We start from the raw sequence: 20,396 nt of genomic DNA, 5'->3' as shown, positions 1-20,396 counted from the left end.
CGAACACACTTGACACTCCCCAGCCTTCAGGCGTGGGGATTCTTTGATCTACGAGCCAGTTTGCTGAGGCAGGATTTCTCCAGCAACAGTAGAGACTAATTCTCCCAAAGAGTTGCTTGGTTCAAGACCAAAGGTTCCGGTATGCCCTACCGTACCTAATCCTCGACTAAGGATATTTCTAGCTGCGTTTTCGTCCCGATCCAAGACACAACCACATTGACAAGCATGAGTTCTTGTAGATAGGGTTTTTTTCACAATTTGACCGCAGCTAGAGCATTCTTGACAGGTGTATTGGGGATTCACCGCAACCGTGATTTTCTCAAACACTTTCCCAAAGTATTCAAGCCAAACACGAAATTGATACCAAGATGCGTCATTAATGGACTTAGCCAGACAATGATTTTTTACCATTTTTTTGATTCTCAAATCTTCGTAAACGACTACATCGTTTGATGAGATTACGCACCTTGCTAATTTCACAGCATGGTCTTTACGTTGTCTACTTATTTTGAGATGGCGCTTACCTAGAATCTGCCGAGCTTTGCCCCTGTTTATTGAACCTTTCACTTTCCTGGATACCCGACGCCCATAGCGTTTGAGGACTTTCTCACCTTTTCTTAAAAACCTCGGGTTTTCAACCGTAGTTCCGTTTGAATCGGTGTAATATTCCTTCAATCCCACGTCTAATCCGATCGTAGTACCAGAGGGTTCTGTGTTTTCTTTTCTATCGACATCCACACAGAATTGGACGTACACGCCATCAGCACGTTTGACTAATCTCACCCTTTTTATTTGGCTAATTTGGTAAAAATGTAGATTGCCTGTGCCTTTGAGTTTTAATCGTCCAATTCCTTTTTTATCGGTAAAGTTGATTGATTTCCGATCGTCAGCAAGTTTCCATCCAGTGGTTTTGTATTCCACCGAACGGCCATCTGTTTGAAATTGTGGATACCCTTTTTTACCAGGAATATTTTTCTTGCAGTTATCGTAAAATCGGGAGATAGAAGACCATGCCCGTTCTGCACTAGCTTGTCTTGCCATTGAGTTGAGTTCGTCGGCAAAGGGAAAATCGCGAGCTAGTACGGCGCAGTATTTATTTAAGTCGTTTTTGCCCACTTTCTTGTTGTCCATCCAATAACGCAAACAGCTATTGCGGACAAACTTAGCGGTACGAATTGCTTCGTCTACTGCTTTGAACTGATCCGATTTTCCGTATGCCTTAAACTCAAAAACTAACATGGCCTTACCTCCCATCTTATGCTATAGGCTCCAGTATAAAATGTTCAGTAAGTTATTAATACGTTACAATTAAGGCCGTCCTTTTAGGACGGGGTTTAAAACCCAAATTTTTGATAAACTTAAAAACGGCAACAGGCTGTAATTGCAGAACCTTGTTGGATATCTTGAAATTAAGCATTTGGGGGCGATCGGCAATGCACAAACTTTTATATTTTGCGACTATAGGACTACTAGCTTTCTCGATCGCAGGCTGCGGTGGCGAGAGCAGCAACACAGCCAGCCCCAGCCCCAGCCCTAGTGCAGCTTCTCCGTCTCCGGCCGCCTCGGCCAGCCCCACCCCAGGAACTCAGACATTCCAGTCTCCAGTAGTAGCGGCTCAGCCTCCAGGGTTAATTCGATCGACCAACCCAGACGAACGAGCAAGACAGGCTCAAACAGGAATCGGCGACAACAAAAACAGGAATCCAACGCTTCCGCTTCAGCCGGTGCCACAAGGCCCTTTGACAGCCAATCCTTCTCAGTTAGACCCCTTTGGGCCGCTGCCGCCGATCGCATTACAAATCCCTGCAGGAGCCAACGGAGCACGTGGGATTTCCTCAGAACTCCCCAAACTGCCACAGCGACAAGTTGCCGTGCTACCCGAGCTTCCCGAGTTATTGGCTCCCCCCCCAGTTAACAGGCCCGCTCAAACGGTTATCACCAGGGGACCCACGGGCGGTCGAGGAGGCACTCAGCAAGTACCAGGTAGATCGGGCGACCGTTTTCCTCCCGGAGGTAATGGGGGGCAAATTGGCTTGCCGCCCCAAGTTCCAGGACTAACTACTCCTCGGTTAGGTGGCGGGGGCAGAAATGGTTCCTTACCCGGAGGCACCGGGGCGCAAATTGGCTCGCCGCCCCTAGTTCCGGGGCTAACTGCTCCTCAGTTAGGTCGTACTCGTACATCTCCACCTGGACTCGAACCCATTGCCGCTAGACCCATAGGAGTACCGGATCTGCCAGAACTGCCAGTAGACAAACGCCCCCCCCAATGGAGAGACCCCAATGCCAGGATAAGAAGAGGTACTGGCACCCGTCCTCCAGGAACTACTGGGCCAATAGCAAGTAGACCCCAAGATGCGCGGAATCCGCAGACTCGCCGTTCGGGCCCCCCGCGTCCGCCCCAGCCAATAGCAGCGAGACCCATAGGAGTGCCGGATCTGCCGGAACTGCCAGTAGACAAGCGCCCACCTCAGTGGGTAGACCCAAATCCGCCGCCGCCTCCCGTCATCCCAGTAGTTCAGCCACCGCCACCACCGCCTTCTACTGACCTCGCTACAGGCACTGAAGTCAGCGGCGTGGTAAAAGTCGGGAACGAGACGCAAGTGATTGTGAAAGTACCCAATGAACCAACTAGCCGATATGTCAAAGTCGGGCAGCGGTTGTCTAACGGGCAAGTGTTGGTGAAGCGGGTGGATATCAAGGCCGGAGCCGATCCGATCGTGGTTCTGGAGGAAAACGGCGTTGAGGTAGCCAAAGGTGTTGGCGAAAAACCCGCCAGTCGCCAACCACAACCAGCAAATGCAGTTATTAGCCGTCTCCCAAATCCAAATAGCTCAGCGCGACGCTGAAAATTGACAGTAAAGCAGGAAAAATGCTAAAGGCAAAAACTCTAATTTTTGCCTTTTTGCATTTAGAGCAGATCTCGAACCTGAAGGTAAAATTGGTACAGGGATTAAAAAATAGAGGACTTTTCAGTGAGTATTAGCTTCTAGAAAATCCCTATGAGTAATTGAAGTTAAAGGAGATCGATCATGCTCGGTTCATTTCAAAAATTAGGGATGGTGATATTAGTTGCTTCTTGTATCGGCAGCGCCACTAATCTATTGAATCCCCAGCCATCAATGGCTCAACCAACACCACAGCCAACACCACAGCCAAAACCTGAAGAAGGAAAACGCCCTCCCTTCTGCCAAGGAAACCCTCCTACGGGAAGAGTGAAATGCAATTACGAGGGAGGCGATAACTACGAGGGAAATTTCGTCAACGGCCTGCCCGACGGCAGTGGCGTCTACGTGTACGCTAATGGCGATCGCTACGAAGGAAATTTTCGGAAGGGAGTGCCCAATGGCAGAGGGACATTCATTTTTAAAGATGATGCCCGCTACACAGGCGTGTTCCAAGACGGCACAATGAGGTCTGGGACGGTTGTTTTCGCCAACGGCGAGCGCTATGTCGGAGACTTCGCAGTCGTCAGGAACATTCAGACTAATGCTATTAGCAGCCAACCAGCAGGGCGGGGTCAATTTTTTTACTCGAATGGCGATCGCTATGAAGGACAATTCTTTGCAGGCTCGCCCTTTGGCCCGGGGGTATTGGTGCGGGTAGACGGCACTCGCTGTTCCGGCCGATTTTTTAATCAAGAACTTGACGCTAGTGTCTCCTGCACTTTCCCCAACGGGACGCGCTATGAAGGAGAATTGCGAAAGGGAGTGCCTCACGGTGTCGGGACGATGATCGATGCTAGTGGTAGGCGCTTTCCGGGGGTATATCGCAACGGCAAGCCCGGAGTTTCGTAAAGGATAAATGATTGAGGTTTTCACCCAACTTTTGACAACAAATGGGACAAAAGACAAAGGACAGAAGAAGATAATATCTAACAGCGCATAGGAGAAAGTTGATTGATGATTTCCCGTTCTTGGATCAGTGGAATCGCTTTATTAGTTGCATCAGTGTCGGGAATTGGTAGTTACGCAACTTATCCCTTGCCCTCAATGGCGCAAGGAACAGAAGCTAAAACCGGTCGCTGCGTGCCAGCTATCGCTACAGGTAGAGTGAGATGCGATTATGACAGCGGTGATAGCTACATCGGACAGTTCGTTAACGGTTTGCCCAGTGGCGCTGGGGTATACATATATTCCAGCGGCGATCGCTATGAGGGGCAGTTCCGTCTGGGCAAACCAAATGGTCGAGGACAATTTATATTTAAGGACGACGCCCGCGTCGAGGGTATATTCCGAGATGGCAAAGTTAGTTCCGGGACAGCTATTTTTACTAATGGCGATCGCTATATAGGGTCGTTTTCTCTTGATCAAAAAGTAGGCGTGCCCACGGGACAAGGGCAATTCATTTTTGCCAATGGCGATCGCTTTGTGGGTCAATTTTTAGGAGGCAAGCCTTTAGGTACGGGAACGTTCACCCGCGCTGACGGCAGCCGATGTTCGGGACAGTTCTATACTCAAGAACTTGATGGCAAGGGTAACTGTTCGTTCTCCAACGGTATCCGCTATGAGGGAGAGTTACGCAAGGGATTGCCTCACGGCAAAGGCACAATTATCGATACCAGAGGCCGGCGAGTTCCGGGAGTATTCCGTGAGGGCCAGCGGCTAGAACGATAAACTGGGAATAAGTACGATGTTTTAGTAAGGGCAGGTTGAGCGCTAATATTTTTTGCACAAGACCTGCCCTTGCTAGGTTTTAAAGTCAAAACTATTGATAATTTATGACCCGCTTTTTTTCAACCGAATTGCTAATCTTAAATATCCCCTTAATGGAGTTAATGGAGGCGTTTTGATATGACAACTACTGCTTCTGCTTCCGGCCGCACCGGCCAGTTTCCCTTCGACTTTGCCCCGCAGCCGACTCAAGATGCTGATTTGTTGCGACAACTCAATTTTGTACCCGGTTTGAAGGAAGTTTTGGCTTTGCGCCAAGTTCATGCTTTGGAACACGCTACTGTTTGGGTACTGGGCCAATCGGTTGGTGCGACGACAGCAAGAACCGATAATGAGTTATTGGGCGGGATGTCCACAGACCAAGGGTTTTTTCTTTATGGCCACGTTAACATTGCACAGTTGCGTCAGGCAGTGCGCGAGGCTTTGCAGCGGATTGCCAGCGGAGAGTGGGATTTAGCTGTACATCCCCGCTGTGGCACGAATTTGTCGGTGGCAATGCTACTGACTGCTGGACTTGCTGTTGGCATTAATTTAGCCTTACCGCGAGGGCCGATTTTACAACTGTTAGGTTTGGGTGCAGCGGCTGCTGCTGCTGCTCAGTTAGCTCCTGATGTGGGCTCTCTGGCTCAGCGGTACGTCACAACGGCTATTCCGTTTAATTTGAGTGTTGTTGATATTACCGTAAGTCACGACTTCTGGGGACGAGAAGCTCATTTTGTGCGAGTGCGTTGGGTTGAATAGTTGCACAGTATCAAGCCCAATCCATAGATCTAACTCATCTGCGTTAATCTGTGTTAATCTGCCTGTATCTGCGGTCAAAAGAAGATAATTTCTGAACCGCAGATGACAAGGGATTGACGCGGATTCACGCAGATGCAGAGAATAGATATCTGAATAATTCCGATGCAGCGCGGATTTGATATAACTAATAACAATTAACTCATGACTTCTGGGTCATCCAAGCTCCTAAATGCGATCGGGATCTACTCCTAATTCTCGCAACCTCATCGCCAATCTTTCAGCCCGTTGACGCTCCACCGCAGCTTGCTGCTCAAGTTCCTGGAACCGAGCTTGTTCCGCTTTAATCAACCCTTCAACTAATGGCGGAGACAGTATTTCATTTACTAAAAATGTCAGATTGGGAAATACTACAGACACTATTTGTTGCCCCGCCCTAAAATCAGTCTGGGTATAGATGTCTTCACCTTCAGGAAAGGCTAAAACTCGCACCAGTTCTTTGTTAGGTGTAGGGTCAACAATTACATATTCTGGCACGTTAGCTAGTTCGTACTCAGCTCGTTTAATCACATAATCGGCGCGCCGATTTTGACTCACTACCTCTATGACTAACAGCGGCTTTTCCTCAAAATCGAGGATGCCAGAACCTGGTCTAGCAGCAGCTTGTTCCAAAAGACTTTGAGTACAAACAACTACATCGGGAATCCGAGAGGTATCTTCTTCTGTTCTTACTCCCAGGCCTGTTTTTGCTACTAAGTCAAGATTGTGTTCAGCTAGGTAACGCTGCAATTTGTAAACTAAATATTCGCAAATTTTGATATGTAAAACTGTTGCGGTTGGCATCGGAATTAATTTGCCTTTGTACAGTTCATATTTTAGATCGGAATCAGTTTGATAAAATCGGTATTCTTCAAAAGTCAAGGTGGGTGAAGTATTAATTTGCTTTGATTCAACAACTGGCACTACAGATTGAGACATATCTTTTCACCGATGTCGATATAATTCTATTATATTCAATCTGCCTCGAACGGCGTGCATTTGCGGTTAAAAATTCCCAATTATCGATCGCACTCGCCACCAGAATTGTCAGAGAATAGTTGAATAGTGTAAAATCAACTTTGCGATCGCCCAGACAACTCGACCTCACCCTTCACTATACCATCCGAGTTCCTATGTCAATAAAAAAGATTCTTTCCATAGCGCTGTTAATTTTCATCCCCATTTCCATCGCCGCTGAGTATTTGCACTGGGGTTCCCTGGCAGTTTTCATCACATCTGCTTTAGGCATTATACCTCTGGCGATTTGGTTGAGTACAGCAACAGAAGAAGTGGCGATCGTTACAGGCCCCTCCATAGGCGGCTTATTAAATGCAGTCTTCGGCAATGCTACAGAATTAATTATTGCCATAGTTGCCCTGAAAGCGGGCTTAATTGACATTGTGAAAGCCAGCATAACTGGTACAATTATCAGCAACTTGCTCTTAGTCATGGGATTTTCCATGCTGCTAGGAGGAATCCGCTACAAAGAACAGGAATTTAAGCCAATAATCGCGCGGGTGAACGGTTCCACAATGACTCTAGCAGTGATTGCAATTCTACTGCCGACAATGGTAATTTACACCTCCAATGGAGTCGAACCCGCAGCCATTCAGAATCTTTCCTTAATAACTGCGATCGTCCTAATTGCAGTTTACGCTCTAACTCTCTTATTTTCATTAAAAACTCACAGCTATCTTTACGATGTTGGGTTACTAGAACTTGAGTCAGAAAATCCTCAAAATACAAAAGAGGAATCTACTACCCACAAACCAAATTTGTGGCTGTGGATAGGGGTGCTAGTAGCCTCAACTCTTGCTGTTGCCTTTGAATCAGAAATTTTCGTTGGCGTTGTCGAAGAAACTACCAAAGGATTGGGATTGACGCCGCTGTTTACAGGGGTAATTCTTTTGCCGATTGTTGGCGGCGCGGCGGAATATGTAACTGCGGTGGGAGTGGCGATGAAAAACAATATGGATTTGTCAGTTTCTGTCGCAATGGGTTCGAGTTTGCTAGTTGCTTTGCTGGTAGCGCCGGTGTTGGTGATTATCGGATTAGTGATTCATCAGCCGATGGATTTAAACTTCAATCCCTTTGAAGTAGTTGCAGTTGCCATCGCCGTGACAATTGCTAATCTAATTAGTCTCGACGGGCGCTCTAATTGGCTCGAAGGAGTGCTGCTTTTAGCCACATACATCGTGTTAGGAGCTGCATTTTACTTTCACCCCATTACTTAAACCTACGATTTTCTTGGAGGGGCAATCTCCCGTGGTTGTCCTTCCAAGAAAATAGCCTATTTTTTCTCTTGTTTTTTCTTCTGCTGTGTCTTCTGCGACTAATTAAATAAAGTAATTTTAGGGCAGGAAATAGTTACGGACATCGACACTCTTGAACAGTAACACACTCTATTTTGCAACTTTTTCCTCTGCGTCTCCTATCGCGACAATCAGCATCATCCTGACATTGTGAGGTGACTTTGTTCTCACAAATTTGCTGACGCGGAAAAGTACCTAAATTTTGTACAGAAAGTTGAGCGGTAAGCCCACCCTGTTCTATAACTTGGTTATTTTCTTTGATTTCATAAGCAAATTTATTTTCGCCCTCTAAAACCGAAAAAGTTCTTGTTTTGTGACTGTTTGCTAACTTAAATCCAAAACTCTCGGAAAACTCACCTTTGTCATAACTTCTATCCGTGTAAGGATAGGGGTTAGTTTCCATGCCATCGGTCACATTTTTAATCAGCACTCTTCTGTTAGGGGCGGGGGGAGTCTTTCTGGAAACAAATCGAGCGCTTTGCGAATCAGGGGAGATGCCACTTCCGGGACACTGACCTACATATTCAGCACGCTTAAATTGAATCAAGTTAATATTAAAACTGTTTTCGTTTTTTACCCGAAATTGTGCTTCGTTAGTCTGTTGCGCGCTGACTGTGAAAGCTGCTAGTGTCACAAAAATTGCTCCCACCAAAAGAGCTAGGAATTTGATTGGTTGCTGCCCCGTAAAATATCTGGTGCTTTTCATCTCTTTATACCTTCCATCTGAAGAGATAGCATTTTTTTAATCGTGATTTTAACTAGAGAGCATATCTGTTGTCAAGATCGATAAAATAGGTTTGATCCTTCGGACTTTAGTCCTTCCTGCTTAGTTTATAAAGAAAGGACTGAAGTCCGATGCTGCGAACCCGGGGGAGGAAGGAATGAAGTCCGATGCTGCGAACCTAATTACCAAGTTACTCGATCGCGCCATCTCCCTAAAATCTTGTCCCCGACTCCCTGAACCCGCGCCACGTCGTCCAAAGAGGTAAAAGGTTGCTGTTGCCGCGCTGCAATAATTCTCTCGGCTAACTTCGGGCCAACCCCAGGCAAAGTTTCTAATTCTTCCTGACTCGCTGCATTCAAATTAACTAACTTTTTACCTGCAGCAATTTGAGGTTTAGTGCTCGCAGATTTTGATGCTGCTTGTAGTGAATCGCACTCTTTTTTCTTAGCGTCAATTTTCTGTTTAATTCGGGCTGGAATTCCCAAGATTGCACCTTTGTAAAGCCGATCGAACTCCCGCTCAAAATGGGCTGCAACTACCGGACTCTCGATCGCCAGTAGCGTCTCGTCATTGCCGTGATTTGCAGCCTCACTCCAGTTGTGAGAACCTGTAAGCACCGTTTTGCCGTCTACAACGCCGAATTTGTGATGTAGGCGATCGCCCATTGGTAACAGCGGCACTCCCACCGTAGCGATCGGCTTTCTCCAAGGGCGATTGTCAGCTTCTAAGTTACAATCTTGCATCAAAGTCGCACCCATCATATCCAAACCTTCACTGTAAGGGCGATAAATAAAATTAGAGTCAATTAAAGCTCGCACCGCAACTCCTCGTCCTGCTTCAATTTCCAAAGTATTTGACAACCGCTGAGCCGAAAATACAAACAATGCCAAATTAACCGACTTTTTCGCACTACCCAAAGTTCGATTTATCAAACCGTTGACACTTTTTTCCCAAGGCAAAGTAGCAGTTGTCGGCGAAAATTGCACTGCAACTGTCGCATTCCCTATTCTCACTTTTTGCACTTGACGAAACGGCTTTTTGATGCCAAATTTGCTGTCCGGTTTGCCTCCGGGCCCGTCGCCCCACATCAGGTTAAATTCTTGAGTAAACAGTTGCGCTACTGGAGCATTTTGAATTTTTAGCAAATTGTTCGCATTGCCGCGAGTTGCTGCTGTCTTGAAATCGCCGTGTATATCGCTTGTGGTAAAATTAGCAGAAGTAACGATTACGGTTTTGCCGTCAATCACCACAAATTTGTGGTGCATCAAACCGCTGCCTTTACTGCCGTCAGCAGTATCATCAATTACAGGAATCCCCGCATCCTTGACAATTACCAAAGCATCATTTTGCTTGATTTCATCGGGCGTTAATTTACCGTCTTTATTGCGATCGGCAAGTTGCACAAATTCACTATAATGATCGCGCTCTCTTTCCGGTAATTTAGCTAACTCCTGAGCTGTAAAATCGCTCCAAGGGCGACTATAGATATGTTCGACAATTAATCTAACTTTAATTCCCGAGCGCTGTCGATGGGCCAAAACCCTCGCAATACTGGGCAAGCGAAACTCCTGAACCGCTACATCTACCGTCGATCCAGCACTGGCGATCGCAACAGCGATCAAGTTTTCTAAATCATCTCCAGGTCTAGTTTGCTGGCGGTAAGGCTCTGTATAACTCGAAGCGATCGACTGATTGAAGTATACTTGCAACAAGGGGTCTTGAGGCAGTGGAGCCAGACTCAGAGGTAAATTCTGCACGTCTTGCTTTGTTTGTCCGCAGCCCACCAGATTGAGCGCTACCAGACCAGCACAACAGAAACCGAGTAAATGATAATATAATACAGTCACAAAATTTTAAAAAATATAGAGGTTATTAGCCTTCCCACAGTTCAAATCTATTGGATTAAGTAAAGTTACAACTTATTAAATTTATGCAAGGGAATAGATTTTGCGTCTTGTAGAACTGCCTCGATGCCGGAAGCATCACTGGTAGGGTAGCAGCATTCAGGGGCGTGGGTCAAACCCTATACCGCTGCTTTATGGCTAAAAGAAAAACAATTTTTCCGTGCGGTCACAAAGGATATGGTAAAGCGTGCCATCGCTGCACGCAAGAGTTGGTGGCGCAGCAGCATTACGTTGAAGTGCTCGCAGAAAAACAAACCAAAAAACAAGAGAGGGAAGCATCATTTGCTAGAGATATCATCGATCTAAGAGGTCTGCCCGATCACGTAGTCACTAAAGCCCGGGCAATTATAGCAGCTTTGGGCGAAAATAAGAATTACAGAGATTTCGGTGGCAAACGCCTGCGTCACAACCGTTTGATAATCAGTATTCCTGTAACTCGCAACTACAGAATGCTTTGTGAAGATTGCGGCACTTTCTTAATTCCCCAAAAAGTATTGTCGCACGAAGACTACAACGTCTGCAAACCAGGAAGTTAGTAATCAGTTATTAATTATTGGCTATTGGTAGCCACTCACACCAGTCAACAGTCAACAGTCAGCGGTCAACAGTCAACAGTCAACATTCATTAATTAGTTATTTATCATGCAAATTTACCTCGACTATAGTGCCACAACACCCGCACGCCCAGAAGCGATTCAAGCCATGCAAAAAGCCCTTACTCAGCAGTGGGGCAATCCTTCCAGCTTGCACGAGTGGGGACAAAGGGCGGCGACAGCTTTAGAATTAGCAAGAATGCAGGTTGCTAGCTTGATTAACGCGCTACCGGAATCGATGATTTTTACCAGTGGCGGCACTGAAGCGGATAATTTGGCCATAATCGGAATTGCCCGTCTTTATACAAAACCGCAGCATATTATTATCTCCAGCGTAGAGCACTCTGCCGTAGCAGAAACCGTGCGACAACTTGAACAATGGGGATGGGAAGTGACGCGCCTACCAGTGGATAAATTTGGGCGCGTTCACCCTTTGGATTTGCAAGAGTCGCTGCGATCGAATACAGTTTTAATTTCAATCATTTACGGACAAAGCGAAGTTGGGACACTGCAACCAATTGAGGCCTTGGGAAAGATTGCGCGCGATCGCAATATCCTGTTTCATACCGATGCAGTTCAAGTTGCCGGCAGACTGCCGATAGACATACAGAAACTGCCCGTAGACTTGCTTTCTCTTTCCAGTCACAAACTTTACGGGCCACAAGGTGCGGGGGCGCTTTACGTGCGTCAGGGCATTGAATTAGCGCCAATATTGACCGGTGGTGGTCAAGAATTGAAACTGCGTTCTGGGACGCCCGCAGTACCGATAATTGTCGGTTTTGGCGTGGCGGCGGAATTGGCCTTGCAAGAAATAGATGGGGAAACGGCGAGATTAATTGAATTGCGCGATCGACTTTTTGACCGATTATCCCACGTACCCAGTTTAGTACCAACAGGCGATCGCTATTTTCGACTCCCCCACCACGTCAGTTTCTGCATTGTTTCTCCCGACGGTGACACAGGGAAAGTGACAGGCAAAACTTTAGTACGACAGCTCAATTTAGCAGGAATAGGGATTAGTTCTGGTTCTGCTTGTAACAGCGGCAAAATAACTCCCAGTCCGATTTTATTGGCAATGGGATATAGCAAAACTATGGCAGTTGGCGGAATTCGCTTGAGTCTGGGACGAGAAACCACAGAAGCTGATATTGATTGGACAGTAATTGCGATCGAGCAAATTTTAGATAGATTAATTCCCAAAGTAGCATTGTGTCGGAATTAGAAAACCGGGCGGTTGAAGATTGGGCGGTTGGAAACCGCGTCTTGTCTTCATTCCGCCTCCGCGGACATCGTTTCTGTAGAGGCGGTTTCAACCGCCGTCTGCATCTCGTACAACAAGTCCCAAAACCCACAACCATGCTACAATAAACCCGATATTATTCACAACTCCCCAACAATGGAAGAAAGCCACGCCCAAGCCTACCTAGAACTAATTCACACCCTGCTGAATTGCCCCAACGGCGAAGAACCGCAGATATTACAAGATAACTCAGAATTGTTGGATGTCGAATTTCTGGAAACTTGCGAGTTAGTAGCAGAAAAAATGGCACAGCAAGGAGGACAAAACGGCGCTAATTTCCTGCGGAAGCTGATCGGCCAGCTAGCACAATTAATCGATATCAACGATGGTGATATCTCCGCCGAGGAAAATCCCCAAGAGTATGCAAACTTTATTCTAGAATTATTGCAAGCCGAAGATGGTAGCAATAGTAATACAGCAGTAATTTACCAGATGCTAGCTGAACGACAAAATCTCCTAAATGCTCGCTTTTCGGACATTTTAGAGCAAATAATGCAGAGATTAATTGGTGGCGAAAATGCACAAACTATTGATTCACTTGTCAGTCTCGTTGAAGACTTGAGCATTAATATTAGTAATTTTTCCGGTGGGAATAGAGCCGATAATATTGAAATTGCCATTGCCGCTTATCAACTTGTTTTAAATAATCGGCAACCCGGAAGCGAGAAGTTTGCTCAAACTCAAAACAACTTAGCTGCTGCCTACATTACCAGAATAAAGGGTTCGCGGGCCGAAAATGTGGAAATGGCGATCGCCCTTTATGGCGCGGCTTTAACAGTATATACCCTGGAGGCTTTCCCGGAAGATTGGGCAATGGCTCAAAATAACCTAGCTGCTGCTTACGCCAACAGAATCAACGGTTCGCGGGCGGAAAATATTGATCGCGCGATCGCATTTTTTGAGGCTGCTTTAACTGTTCGTACCCCTGAACACTTTCCTGAAGATTGGGCCATGATTCAATATAATCTAGGTAATGCCTATAATGACAGAATCAACGGTTCGCGGGATGAAAATCTCGAAAAGGCGAGATCCTTTTATCAAGCAGCATTAACAGTATATACCCGTGAGGATTTCCCTGAATATTGGGCAATGATTCAAAAGAAGCTAGCTAATGCTTAAAGTGATGCAGCTTTAAAAATCTAAGAAACCGGGTTTTTTCCGACATCTTCGCGCACCATCTCAGAAACCGGGTTTTTTCCGCTATCTTAGCCTCCGATTAAATATCTTCGCAAAAACCCGGTTTCTCCTCACCACGCACCATCTCAGAAACCGGGTTTTTTCCGATATCTTAGCCTCCGATTAAATATCTTCGCAAAAACCCGGTTTCTCGCCCCCATCAAACCCAACCCAACCATGATAAAATAAAATCCGGTGTTATTCAGAACGGCCTACAATAACAGAGTCAAGGGTTCGCTGGCGGAAAATATGTAACGGGCAAAAACCCGGCGGTGGAAACCGCGTCTACACAAACCAAGTCCGCATAGCCGGACTAAGAGATAATTCAAAAATGTTGAAATCCTCGATCGAGCTTTAATACAATATCAGGATAAATACCGCTGCTATCAGTCAACCAGATATCGGTGCTATCCGTAGCCATTCCCAGGATTGCGGCTCCGTTTCCTATTTTTTCCACTAATAACTGAGCATTCGCCATCGGCAAAAACAGCACTAACTCGAAGTCTTCCCCACCGTATAATGCCCAATCTAAAGCTTTTTCGGTTGATACTATTTCGCTGAAAATATCGGGAATTGGTATTTTGGGGCGATCAACCTTTGCGCCAATACCGCTAGCCCGACAAATTTGAATAATCGCATCTGCTAAACCGTCGCTGCTGTCCATTCCTGCGATGGAAAACTCACCCGCAGAATCTAAAATTTCCCAAACAATCGGCAAAACATCCAGCCTCGGTTTAGGGCGCTGGTGAGCGAGAATTAAAGAAGCCCGATCGACCTTTTCCAGATTTTGCCCGAATTCTGGATTTAACAGCAATTCTAATCCCGCGCGGGAGGCTCCGTGAACCCCAGTAGCCACAATCGCCCAATCCGATCGCGCATTTGACCGACTAATGGTACGATCGCACTCAACCTCCCCAAAAGCAGTAATCGCCACAGTCACCACGGGCGATCGCACAACATCGCCACCGACGATCGGCGTCTGATATTCTTGCAAGCAAGCCGTCATCCCCCGATAAAACTCTTCAACCCACTCCACAGCCGTATCCGCCGTCACAGCGAGGGCTACAGTCACCGCCAGAGGCTTTGCTCCCATAGCCGCGAGATCCGACAAATTCGCTGCTGCGGCGCGCCATCCTGCGTAATAGGGCCCCGTAGTGCGATCGCTAAAATGCACTCCCTCCACCAACATATCTGTAGTGATAGCGAGAGATTTGTGGGGATTTGTAGCCATGACAGCGCAATCATCACCCACTATCTCTGCGGGGCAGAATTTTTGTAGTATTCTTAAAAGACCTTGTTCACCGATATCTTTAACTTTCATAATTTTGAATTAGTCGATCGCACTTTCTCACTTCACCATTCCTTACCCGAACTCGGCGGCAAGCGCAACCTAGGAAACCTATAAAAAGTATCCCCTTCATCATCTACCTCTAAAATCGCCGAAAAAATCTTCACTTGCCGAGTTAAATACTGCTGAGCCACTTCAGCCTCAACCCTAGCATTAGCCGCCAGTTGAATCAACGAAATTTGACTGTTTTGAGCTTCCAACAACTCATAAAAAGCCTCATCCAACCGCTGCTTTTGCTTGCTTTCATTCACATTTTTTACAATCAACAACCCGGCGAACCCGCCCAAACCTATTACCAATAAAAATTCTAAAATTGCCATATTTTCGATTAAATTCCTGATGTCAATAACGAAACTATAAAAATTATCTATTCTTCCAGCCTGATCCGGCGGGCTTTGTCTGTGCAGAAGCGATTTCAATCTCCTTCATCATCTCGAAGCGATTTCAATCGCAGTCACTCTTGATTTTTTCAGCCCGCACAGGCGGGCTTTGTTTGTGTAAAACCGATTTCAATCGCCGTCACTTTTGACAAGCAGCGATTTCAATCGCCGTCATTAATTAAACTTGAGGTCGCACCAAATTTTCGATTCCTTTAACTACCTTAGCAGATAGAATCTTGTCTCCCTGCTTCAGTTGCTCCAACACTTCTTTTCCTTCAATCATGTAACCAAAAACAGCATATCTGCCGTCCAACAAATTCAGACCGGCGGGCGTGAGTTCAGGCTCAAACAAGAAAAAGAAAAACTGAGAAGAAGCGCTATCAGGCTCAGTTTCTGTACGGGCCATGGCCACAGTACCGAAAGCAGAAAAAGGCAAAACAGGTTCGTCGCGATAACGCCCCGCATCTTCTAGAGTAATCCCGTAAATAGGTTCTTTTTCGTCCCTGACGAGCACTTCTAGTGGCACATTCCGGTATTTGCCAGTACCTGGGTCAATAAAACCGACTTCCTTGCCTTCGGGGTCTCCTGTTTGCAAAACGTAGGATTCTTCCGATCGAATAAACGGCAAACCGTCATAAAAACCTCGATCGACCAAATCCACAAAATTACCAGCCGTAACCGGGGCGCTGTAGCCGTCAACCACAACAGTAATTTCCCCTTTTTCAGTTTGTACAGCCACAGTAGCGCGCCCTTTCAGTTGAGGCAGATTAGCATACTTGGCAGGCACTTCAAACGGAAACTTTGTCACCATCAACTCTTCGATTTCGCCTACCGAACCTAGGATTGTGGCTTTCAAGTCAATCACTTTGTCCCTGTCTTTAGCCTCAACAGCCTTTTCCAGTTGAGCGATTCCGTCCTTGACTGCTGCCACTAGAGTTTCAGCTTCCGGCTTTTTGGTGTCGGGAATACTCTCTAAAAGGTCAGATTCCCGAAGGTTGAGAATCCTGGAAGCCTTGCTGACATCGCTGCTAATCGGCCCCCAACGTTTAGAGCGTATGTGGTTGCCAATGTCTTCGAGACTAATTTGCAACTCTCGCACACTCTGATTGTCAATAGGTAAAGCGAAGCGCAACAGCGCCCGGCCGTCCGTAATCGCATTCCCCGCAGGCATACTGCTGCTGGGGCGTTTGGCATGGGAGACTGCACTGAAACTCAAGGAGAGAGTGAACAGCAAGAGCGCTAAAGCGACGGTTTTGACCCAGCGCTTGCACGTATCGATCGAGAAATTAGGCCAATGCAACATAACTTTAACTTTTATTGCCTCTCTTATCTTCCCACAGCGCTGCCCGCCCGCCTGTGCTGCTACCCATCTAAAGTGGCTGTTCGTTCGGCCCGGGAGGCAGTTGCCAACTAACAACACTCAACAGTCAACTGACAACAGCCCACGGCCCACTGCCATTAACATTTCAGTAAAGCACTTGCTCCCTTTGAACGGTAAAATAAAATGCCAATTGCTTTTTGATGCCGTCAGCTAGACTGCGACTTTAACCTGACCCGCTCAAAAACGGATACAATCCCCAGACTCCTGTCGTGGAGAGATCAAAATTTTAGACCAAGGTTCAATCTCCCAAATTCATCTGTGGAGTAAATCTAAAATCTAAAATCTAAAATCTAAAATCGACTGACTGTAGTTCCCCCGTGCCCGCAAGGCGACGGGATTGCCCGCAAAAATTTATATGATCTCTAGTAACGACTTTCGACCAGGTGTTTCAATTGAATGGAATAACGGCGTGTGGCGGGTTATCGAATTCCTCCACGTCAAGCCAGGAAAAGGCTCGGCTTTCGTGCGGACAAAATTAAAAAACGTCCAAACCGGAAACGTAGTAGAACAAACCTTCCGGGCAGGCGAGACTATGCCTCAAGCCAACCTGGAAAAGAGTGTGATGCAGCATACCTATAAAGAAGGCGACGAGTTCGTCTTTATGGATATGGAAACTTACGAGGAAGGTCGCCTCAGTGCTAAGCAAATAGGCGATCGTGTCAAGTACCTGAGTGAAGGAATGGAAGTCAACATCCTTCGCTGGAACGACCAAATCCTGGAAGTGGAACTGCCCAACTCTGTCGTCTTGGAAGTGTTGCAAACCGATCCCGGAGTCAAAGGAGATACTGCCACTGGTGGCAGCAAACCCGCGATCGTCTCCACCGGAGCTCAGGTTATGGTGCCTCTATTTATTTCCATTGGAGAACGGATTCGGATTGATACTCGTGAAGACAAGTACCTCGGCCGAGAGTAGAAACGAGGAAGAAAAAGGGAGTTTTTAGTTTTTAGTTCTGAGTTATGAGTTAAAGAATTCCAAATTCAATACTCATTGCTCACAGCTTAAAAACTATCCCTTTTGCCTTCAAAGTCGTTGATGCTCCTAGCTTCGCCTGATTCTGAATTTTCAATTTTCAATTTTCAATTTTCAATTCTCAATTACCCTTGAATCTGCTGTGCAACTAGACTTAAACCAGCTTTGTGACCTGCTAACTGTATTAGACAAAACTGGCATTTCGGAACTGACGTTAAAAAGTGGGGATATTGAACTGACAGTACGCAAAGGCAGTCTGGCAAGTTCACCAGGCACCTCTGCTGCGATCCCTGCTGCCGTGGCGACTGTGGCTCCGATCGCGTTAGGCGCTGTTAGTAGCCCCACCTTAGCGTCACCTCCGGCTGTTGACCAAAATTTAGCAGCGGATATGGCTGCCCCTGTACCCGTCGCCCCTGTCGCCGTACCTGCTGCCGTAGCTGCTTCTGTCGATACGAAATGGGTGCCAATTATCTCGCCGATGGTAGGAACCTTTTATCGCGCTGCTGCTCCTGACGAGCCGCCTTTTGTCAATGTGGGCGATCGCATCAAGGTCAGCCAGACAGTCTGTATTATCGAAGCGATGAAGCTGATGAACGAGATCGATGCTGATGAAGTGTCCGGTCAAGTGATGGAAATTTTAGTTCAAAATGGCGAACCTGTCGAATACGGTCAAGTGTTGATGCGAATTAATCCGGATTGAAGGATTACTTTATTGTTATGGACAGAATAAATGCTAATATTTCCCGATCACTTCTCTCCGGTGAGTTTGATGAAGTCATCCCAGCCTGTCCCGCAAGAGGTTGTGCAACAAGTTGCTGAGTATTTCAGTATTTTGAGCGAACCCATGCGTTTACGAATTTTGAACTTGCTTCGCGACGGCGAAAAATGCGTGCAAGAATTGGTGGAAGCTACTCAAACGAGTCAAGCCAATGTTTCTAAGCACCTAAAACTCATGCTCCAAGCTGGTATCCTCACTCGCCGGAGTGAAGGGACTTCAGCTTATTATAGGGTGCAAGACGAGTTAATTTTTGAGCTGTGTAATATGGTGTGCGATCGGCTTGCCAGCAGGATCGAACAGCAAGCCCTACACTTTCGGGCATTTAGCCTAACTACGAAGCACTGAAAATTAGTTGCCCGTCCTCAATCCTCCATCCTCAGTCATGAGTCATCAGTTATCAATTCCTATTCTCGGCCTTCAGACCGATGGCTAATGACTTGTAACTAATGACTCATAATTACTAAAGGGGAAAATTTTTGTCAAAACTTTGGCGGGTACTCGGCTGAGCCACCTCCAAACCTTCGCCGCCTAAAAGTTCTAAAGGCTTCCCTTCCACCGAAATCCAAACCTTGGTATTCGGTTGTAAACTCGTAGCCGTATAGATAACTTGTCCTAACCTACCAGTCATCGAATTGCTGCCTCCCCCCGAAGTAAATTCGGCCGACAAATCGACATAAACTCCGTCATTCTTAACACTCAAACCCCTGAGTTTTGTCCCATTAGGAATTTCGCTAGAAACAGTTCCATCCTTGGGCCCAGCCAACAAACTGTTAAAAGCAGCTTGTAAAGCTGCATCAGGCTTGTCAGCTTGTTTGACAGCTACTTTCGTAGGAACTCCCTCAAATTTGCCGCTGGCATCTTTAACCCAGTAAACTTGCACTGTCTGGACATCTGTTTGCTGCAAAGGCTTTGGCTGTGGCGACTTTGGCACCAGAGCGTTAGGCGTCTGAGCGTTAGGCGTCTGAGCGTTAGGCGTCTGAGCGTTAGGCGTCTGAGCAGTAGGGGCAGGGAAAGGAGTTGGAGGGGGCACCGGGATAATTACAACAGGGGATTCCGCAGGACTTGGGGACAGCGCCGGAGCGTTAGTCGGAGCGGAAGACTGTGTTTCTGCGGGAGTTGGCGAATGATTCGCCGTCCACCAGGCAATGCCCCCTCCCGCCACTAAAGCTAACCCGCAAACACCGGCAATTACTGCGGTGGAGACGCGGCGTACTTCTGGTCCATCTTTCATAATACAAATTCTCCTTACAGATAGAGCGCTTGGGACGGTGAGGAGCGACTCCTGATCAGCTACATTTGTCTATGGTTAGATTCTGGAATTGACACAATTGCATTGCTGCTAGCGAACACTTTATAGCAAGCCCAACATATTCTGAATCCGACTATTGGAATCCTAGACCATAATATAAGATTTCGCCCTTGGAGTATGTCACAGTATCTCGATCGGCCTAGTGGCTATATTCTATAGTAATCATAAAAAATTAAAGAATAAAGGAAGAAAAAATAAGTAAAAAGGAAGAAGGAAAGCAACGAATGGATGTAACGGCCGTAAGGGGGGTAACGGATTTAAGGGATTTAGCGGATAGAAGCAGGTCTCTAAAAATATTTTGCCCCAAACAAAAAGCGCCCCTATTACTAGGAGCGCTTTTTGTCAATCAAAGACTAAAACTTAGCCATTGATAGAAGGAGCAACCATTGCCACTGGGGTGACTTCACTTGCAGCCAAATCAAGCGGGAAGTTGTGAGCATTGCGCTCGTGCATTACTTCCATACCCAAGTTAGCGCGGTTGATGACATCAGCCCAAGTATTGATCACGCGACCTTGAGAGTCGATAATCGATTGGTTGAAGTTGAAACCGTTCAAGTTGAAAGCCATCGTGGAGATACCCAAAGCGGTAAACCAGATGCCGACTACTGGCCATGCACCTAACAAGAAGTGCAAGGAACGGCTGTTGTTGAATGAAGCGTATTGGAAAATCAAACGACCGAAGTAGCCGTGGGCTGCGACGATGTTGTAGGTTTCTTCTTCTTGACCGAATTTGTAACCGTAGTTTTGCGATTCGGTTTCGGTTGTTTCACGAAC

Annotated in this window: 19 protein-coding genes and 1 pseudogene; 11 read left to right on the top strand and 9 right to left on the bottom strand. The window is 46.6% G+C overall.

Annotation, left to right across the window (positions count from 1 at the left end; translation table 11 throughout):
• Positions 1 to 48: 48 nt before the first annotated feature.
• The gene (locus QT994_RS14865; RefSeq protein ID WP_333175753.1) at positions 49 to 1,239 is read right to left on the bottom strand and encodes a transposase; all 1,191 of its coding nucleotides are present in this window, start codon (positions 1,237 to 1,239) and stop codon (positions 49 to 51) included.
• 164 nt (positions 1,240 to 1,403) lie between these two features.
• Between QT994_RS14865 and QT994_RS14860 the strand changes: the two genes are divergently transcribed.
• The 4 genes from QT994_RS14860 (at position 1,404) to QT994_RS14845 (ending at position 5,411) form a co-directional block, all read left to right on the top strand.
• Positions 1,404 to 2,846 (top strand): hypothetical protein, encoded by a 1,443-nt coding sequence (locus tag QT994_RS14860; RefSeq protein ID WP_333175751.1) that lies wholly within the window; start codon positions 1,404 to 1,406, stop codon positions 2,844 to 2,846.
• 183 nt (positions 2,847 to 3,029) lie between these two features.
• Positions 3,030 to 3,794, top strand: a complete 765-nt coding sequence (locus QT994_RS14855) for an MORN motif-containing protein (RefSeq protein WP_333175749.1) — start codon at positions 3,030 to 3,032, stop codon at positions 3,792 to 3,794.
• A gap of 105 nt (positions 3,795 to 3,899) precedes the next feature.
• Positions 3,900 to 4,613, top strand: a complete 714-nt coding sequence (locus QT994_RS14850) for an MORN motif-containing protein (RefSeq protein ID WP_333175747.1) — start codon at positions 3,900 to 3,902, stop codon at positions 4,611 to 4,613.
• A 177-nt stretch (positions 4,614 to 4,790) separates the two neighbouring features.
• Entirely contained in the window at positions 4,791 to 5,411 is a 621-nt protein-coding gene (locus tag QT994_RS14845; protein ID WP_333175745.1) for a DUF6391 domain-containing protein, read from the top strand.
• A 225-nt stretch (positions 5,412 to 5,636) separates the two neighbouring features.
• Here QT994_RS14845 and QT994_RS14840 read toward each other — a convergent pair whose 3' ends face one another.
• Positions 5,637 to 6,386: a Uma2 family endonuclease gene (locus tag QT994_RS14840; RefSeq protein ID WP_333175743.1), complete on the bottom strand. Its 750-nt coding sequence runs from the start codon at positions 6,384 to 6,386 to the stop codon at positions 5,637 to 5,639.
• Positions 6,387 to 6,580: 194 nt separating this feature from the next.
• Between QT994_RS14840 and cax the strand changes: the two genes are divergently transcribed.
• A complete protein-coding gene (cax, locus tag QT994_RS14835) occupies positions 6,581 to 7,681 on the top strand; it encodes a calcium/proton exchanger (protein WP_333048479.1) in 1,101 nt (366 codons plus the stop codon).
• 133 nt (positions 7,682 to 7,814) lie between these two features.
• On the opposite strand, the gene QT994_RS14830 is transcribed toward cax, so the two are convergent.
• Together QT994_RS14830 and QT994_RS14825 are read right to left on the bottom strand one after the other, a co-directional pair.
• Entirely contained in the window at positions 7,815 to 8,465 is a 651-nt protein-coding gene (locus QT994_RS14830) for a hypothetical protein (RefSeq protein WP_333175741.1), read from the bottom strand.
• A gap of 200 nt (positions 8,466 to 8,665) precedes the next feature.
• A complete protein-coding gene (locus QT994_RS14825; protein ID WP_333175739.1) occupies positions 8,666 to 10,330 on the bottom strand; it encodes a DUF655 domain-containing protein in 1,665 nt (554 codons plus the stop codon).
• 191 nt (positions 10,331 to 10,521) lie between these two features.
• Here QT994_RS14825 and QT994_RS14820 point away from each other — a divergent pair, with 191 nt between their 5' ends.
• The 3 genes from QT994_RS14820 (at position 10,522) to QT994_RS14810 (ending at position 13,399) form a co-directional block, all read left to right on the top strand.
• Positions 10,522 to 10,923: a DUF7682 family zinc-binding protein gene (locus tag QT994_RS14820; protein ID WP_006631653.1), complete on the top strand. Its 402-nt coding sequence runs from the start codon at positions 10,522 to 10,524 to the stop codon at positions 10,921 to 10,923.
• Between the two features lie 106 nt (positions 10,924 to 11,029).
• Positions 11,030 to 12,202 (top strand): cysteine desulfurase family protein, encoded by a 1,173-nt coding sequence (locus tag QT994_RS14815; protein WP_333048450.1) that lies wholly within the window; start codon positions 11,030 to 11,032, stop codon positions 12,200 to 12,202.
• 174 nt (positions 12,203 to 12,376) lie between these two features.
• Complete coding sequence (locus QT994_RS14810) at positions 12,377 to 13,399, top strand: tetratricopeptide repeat protein (RefSeq protein WP_333175737.1); 1,023 nt, start codon at positions 12,377 to 12,379, stop codon at positions 13,397 to 13,399.
• Positions 13,400 to 13,781: 382 nt separating this feature from the next.
• Here QT994_RS14810 and thiL read toward each other — a convergent pair whose 3' ends face one another.
• The 3 genes from thiL to QT994_RS14795 form a co-directional block, all read right to left on the bottom strand.
• Positions 13,782 to 14,777 (bottom strand): thiamine-phosphate kinase, encoded by a 996-nt coding sequence (thiL, locus tag QT994_RS14805; RefSeq protein ID WP_333175735.1) that lies wholly within the window; start codon positions 14,775 to 14,777, stop codon positions 13,782 to 13,784.
• A 32-nt stretch (positions 14,778 to 14,809) separates the two neighbouring features.
• The gene (locus QT994_RS14800; RefSeq protein WP_333175733.1) at positions 14,810 to 15,124 is read right to left on the bottom strand and encodes a hypothetical protein; all 315 of its coding nucleotides are present in this window, start codon (positions 15,122 to 15,124) and stop codon (positions 14,810 to 14,812) included.
• Positions 15,125 to 15,362: 238 nt separating this feature from the next.
• Positions 15,363 to 16,487, bottom strand: a complete 1,125-nt coding sequence (locus QT994_RS14795) for a peptidylprolyl isomerase (protein ID WP_333175731.1) — start codon at positions 16,485 to 16,487, stop codon at positions 15,363 to 15,365.
• Between the two features lie 433 nt (positions 16,488 to 16,920).
• On the opposite strand from QT994_RS14795, the gene efp reads away from it, so the two are divergent.
• The 3 genes from efp to QT994_RS14780 all read left to right on the top strand — a co-directional run bounded on the left by efp (position 16,921) and on the right by QT994_RS14780 (position 18,658).
• Positions 16,921 to 17,478 carry an elongation factor P gene (efp, locus tag QT994_RS14790; RefSeq protein ID WP_333048445.1) on the top strand — a complete coding sequence of 186 codons (558 nt, stop codon included), beginning with the start codon at positions 16,921 to 16,923 and terminating at the stop codon, positions 17,476 to 17,478.
• Positions 17,479 to 17,677: 199 nt separating this feature from the next.
• A complete protein-coding gene (gene accB, locus QT994_RS14785) occupies positions 17,678 to 18,235 on the top strand; it encodes an acetyl-CoA carboxylase biotin carboxyl carrier protein (protein WP_333048444.1) in 558 nt (185 codons plus the stop codon).
• Positions 18,236 to 18,265: 30 nt separating this feature from the next.
• Complete coding sequence (locus QT994_RS14780) at positions 18,266 to 18,658, top strand: ArsR/SmtB family transcription factor (RefSeq protein WP_242718113.1); 393 nt, start codon at positions 18,266 to 18,268, stop codon at positions 18,656 to 18,658.
• Between the two features lie 115 nt (positions 18,659 to 18,773).
• On the opposite strand, the gene QT994_RS14775 is transcribed toward QT994_RS14780, so the two are convergent.
• Positions 18,774 to 19,544 carry a GerMN domain-containing protein gene (locus tag QT994_RS14775; RefSeq protein ID WP_333048443.1) on the bottom strand — a complete coding sequence of 257 codons (771 nt, stop codon included), beginning with the start codon at positions 19,542 to 19,544 and terminating at the stop codon, positions 18,774 to 18,776.
• Between the two features lie 438 nt (positions 19,545 to 19,982).
• Positions 19,983 to 20,396 (bottom strand): annotated as a pseudogene (locus QT994_RS14770) (photosystem II q(b) protein); the annotation flags it as partial.

This window comes from Microcoleus sp. S13_B4 (assembly GCF_036700885.1).
Lineage (GTDB): Bacteria > Cyanobacteriota > Cyanobacteriia > Cyanobacteriales > Microcoleaceae > Microcoleus.
Note: the sequence above shows the minus strand (reverse complement) of the source record. Positions and strands in the feature narration are given on the sequence as shown.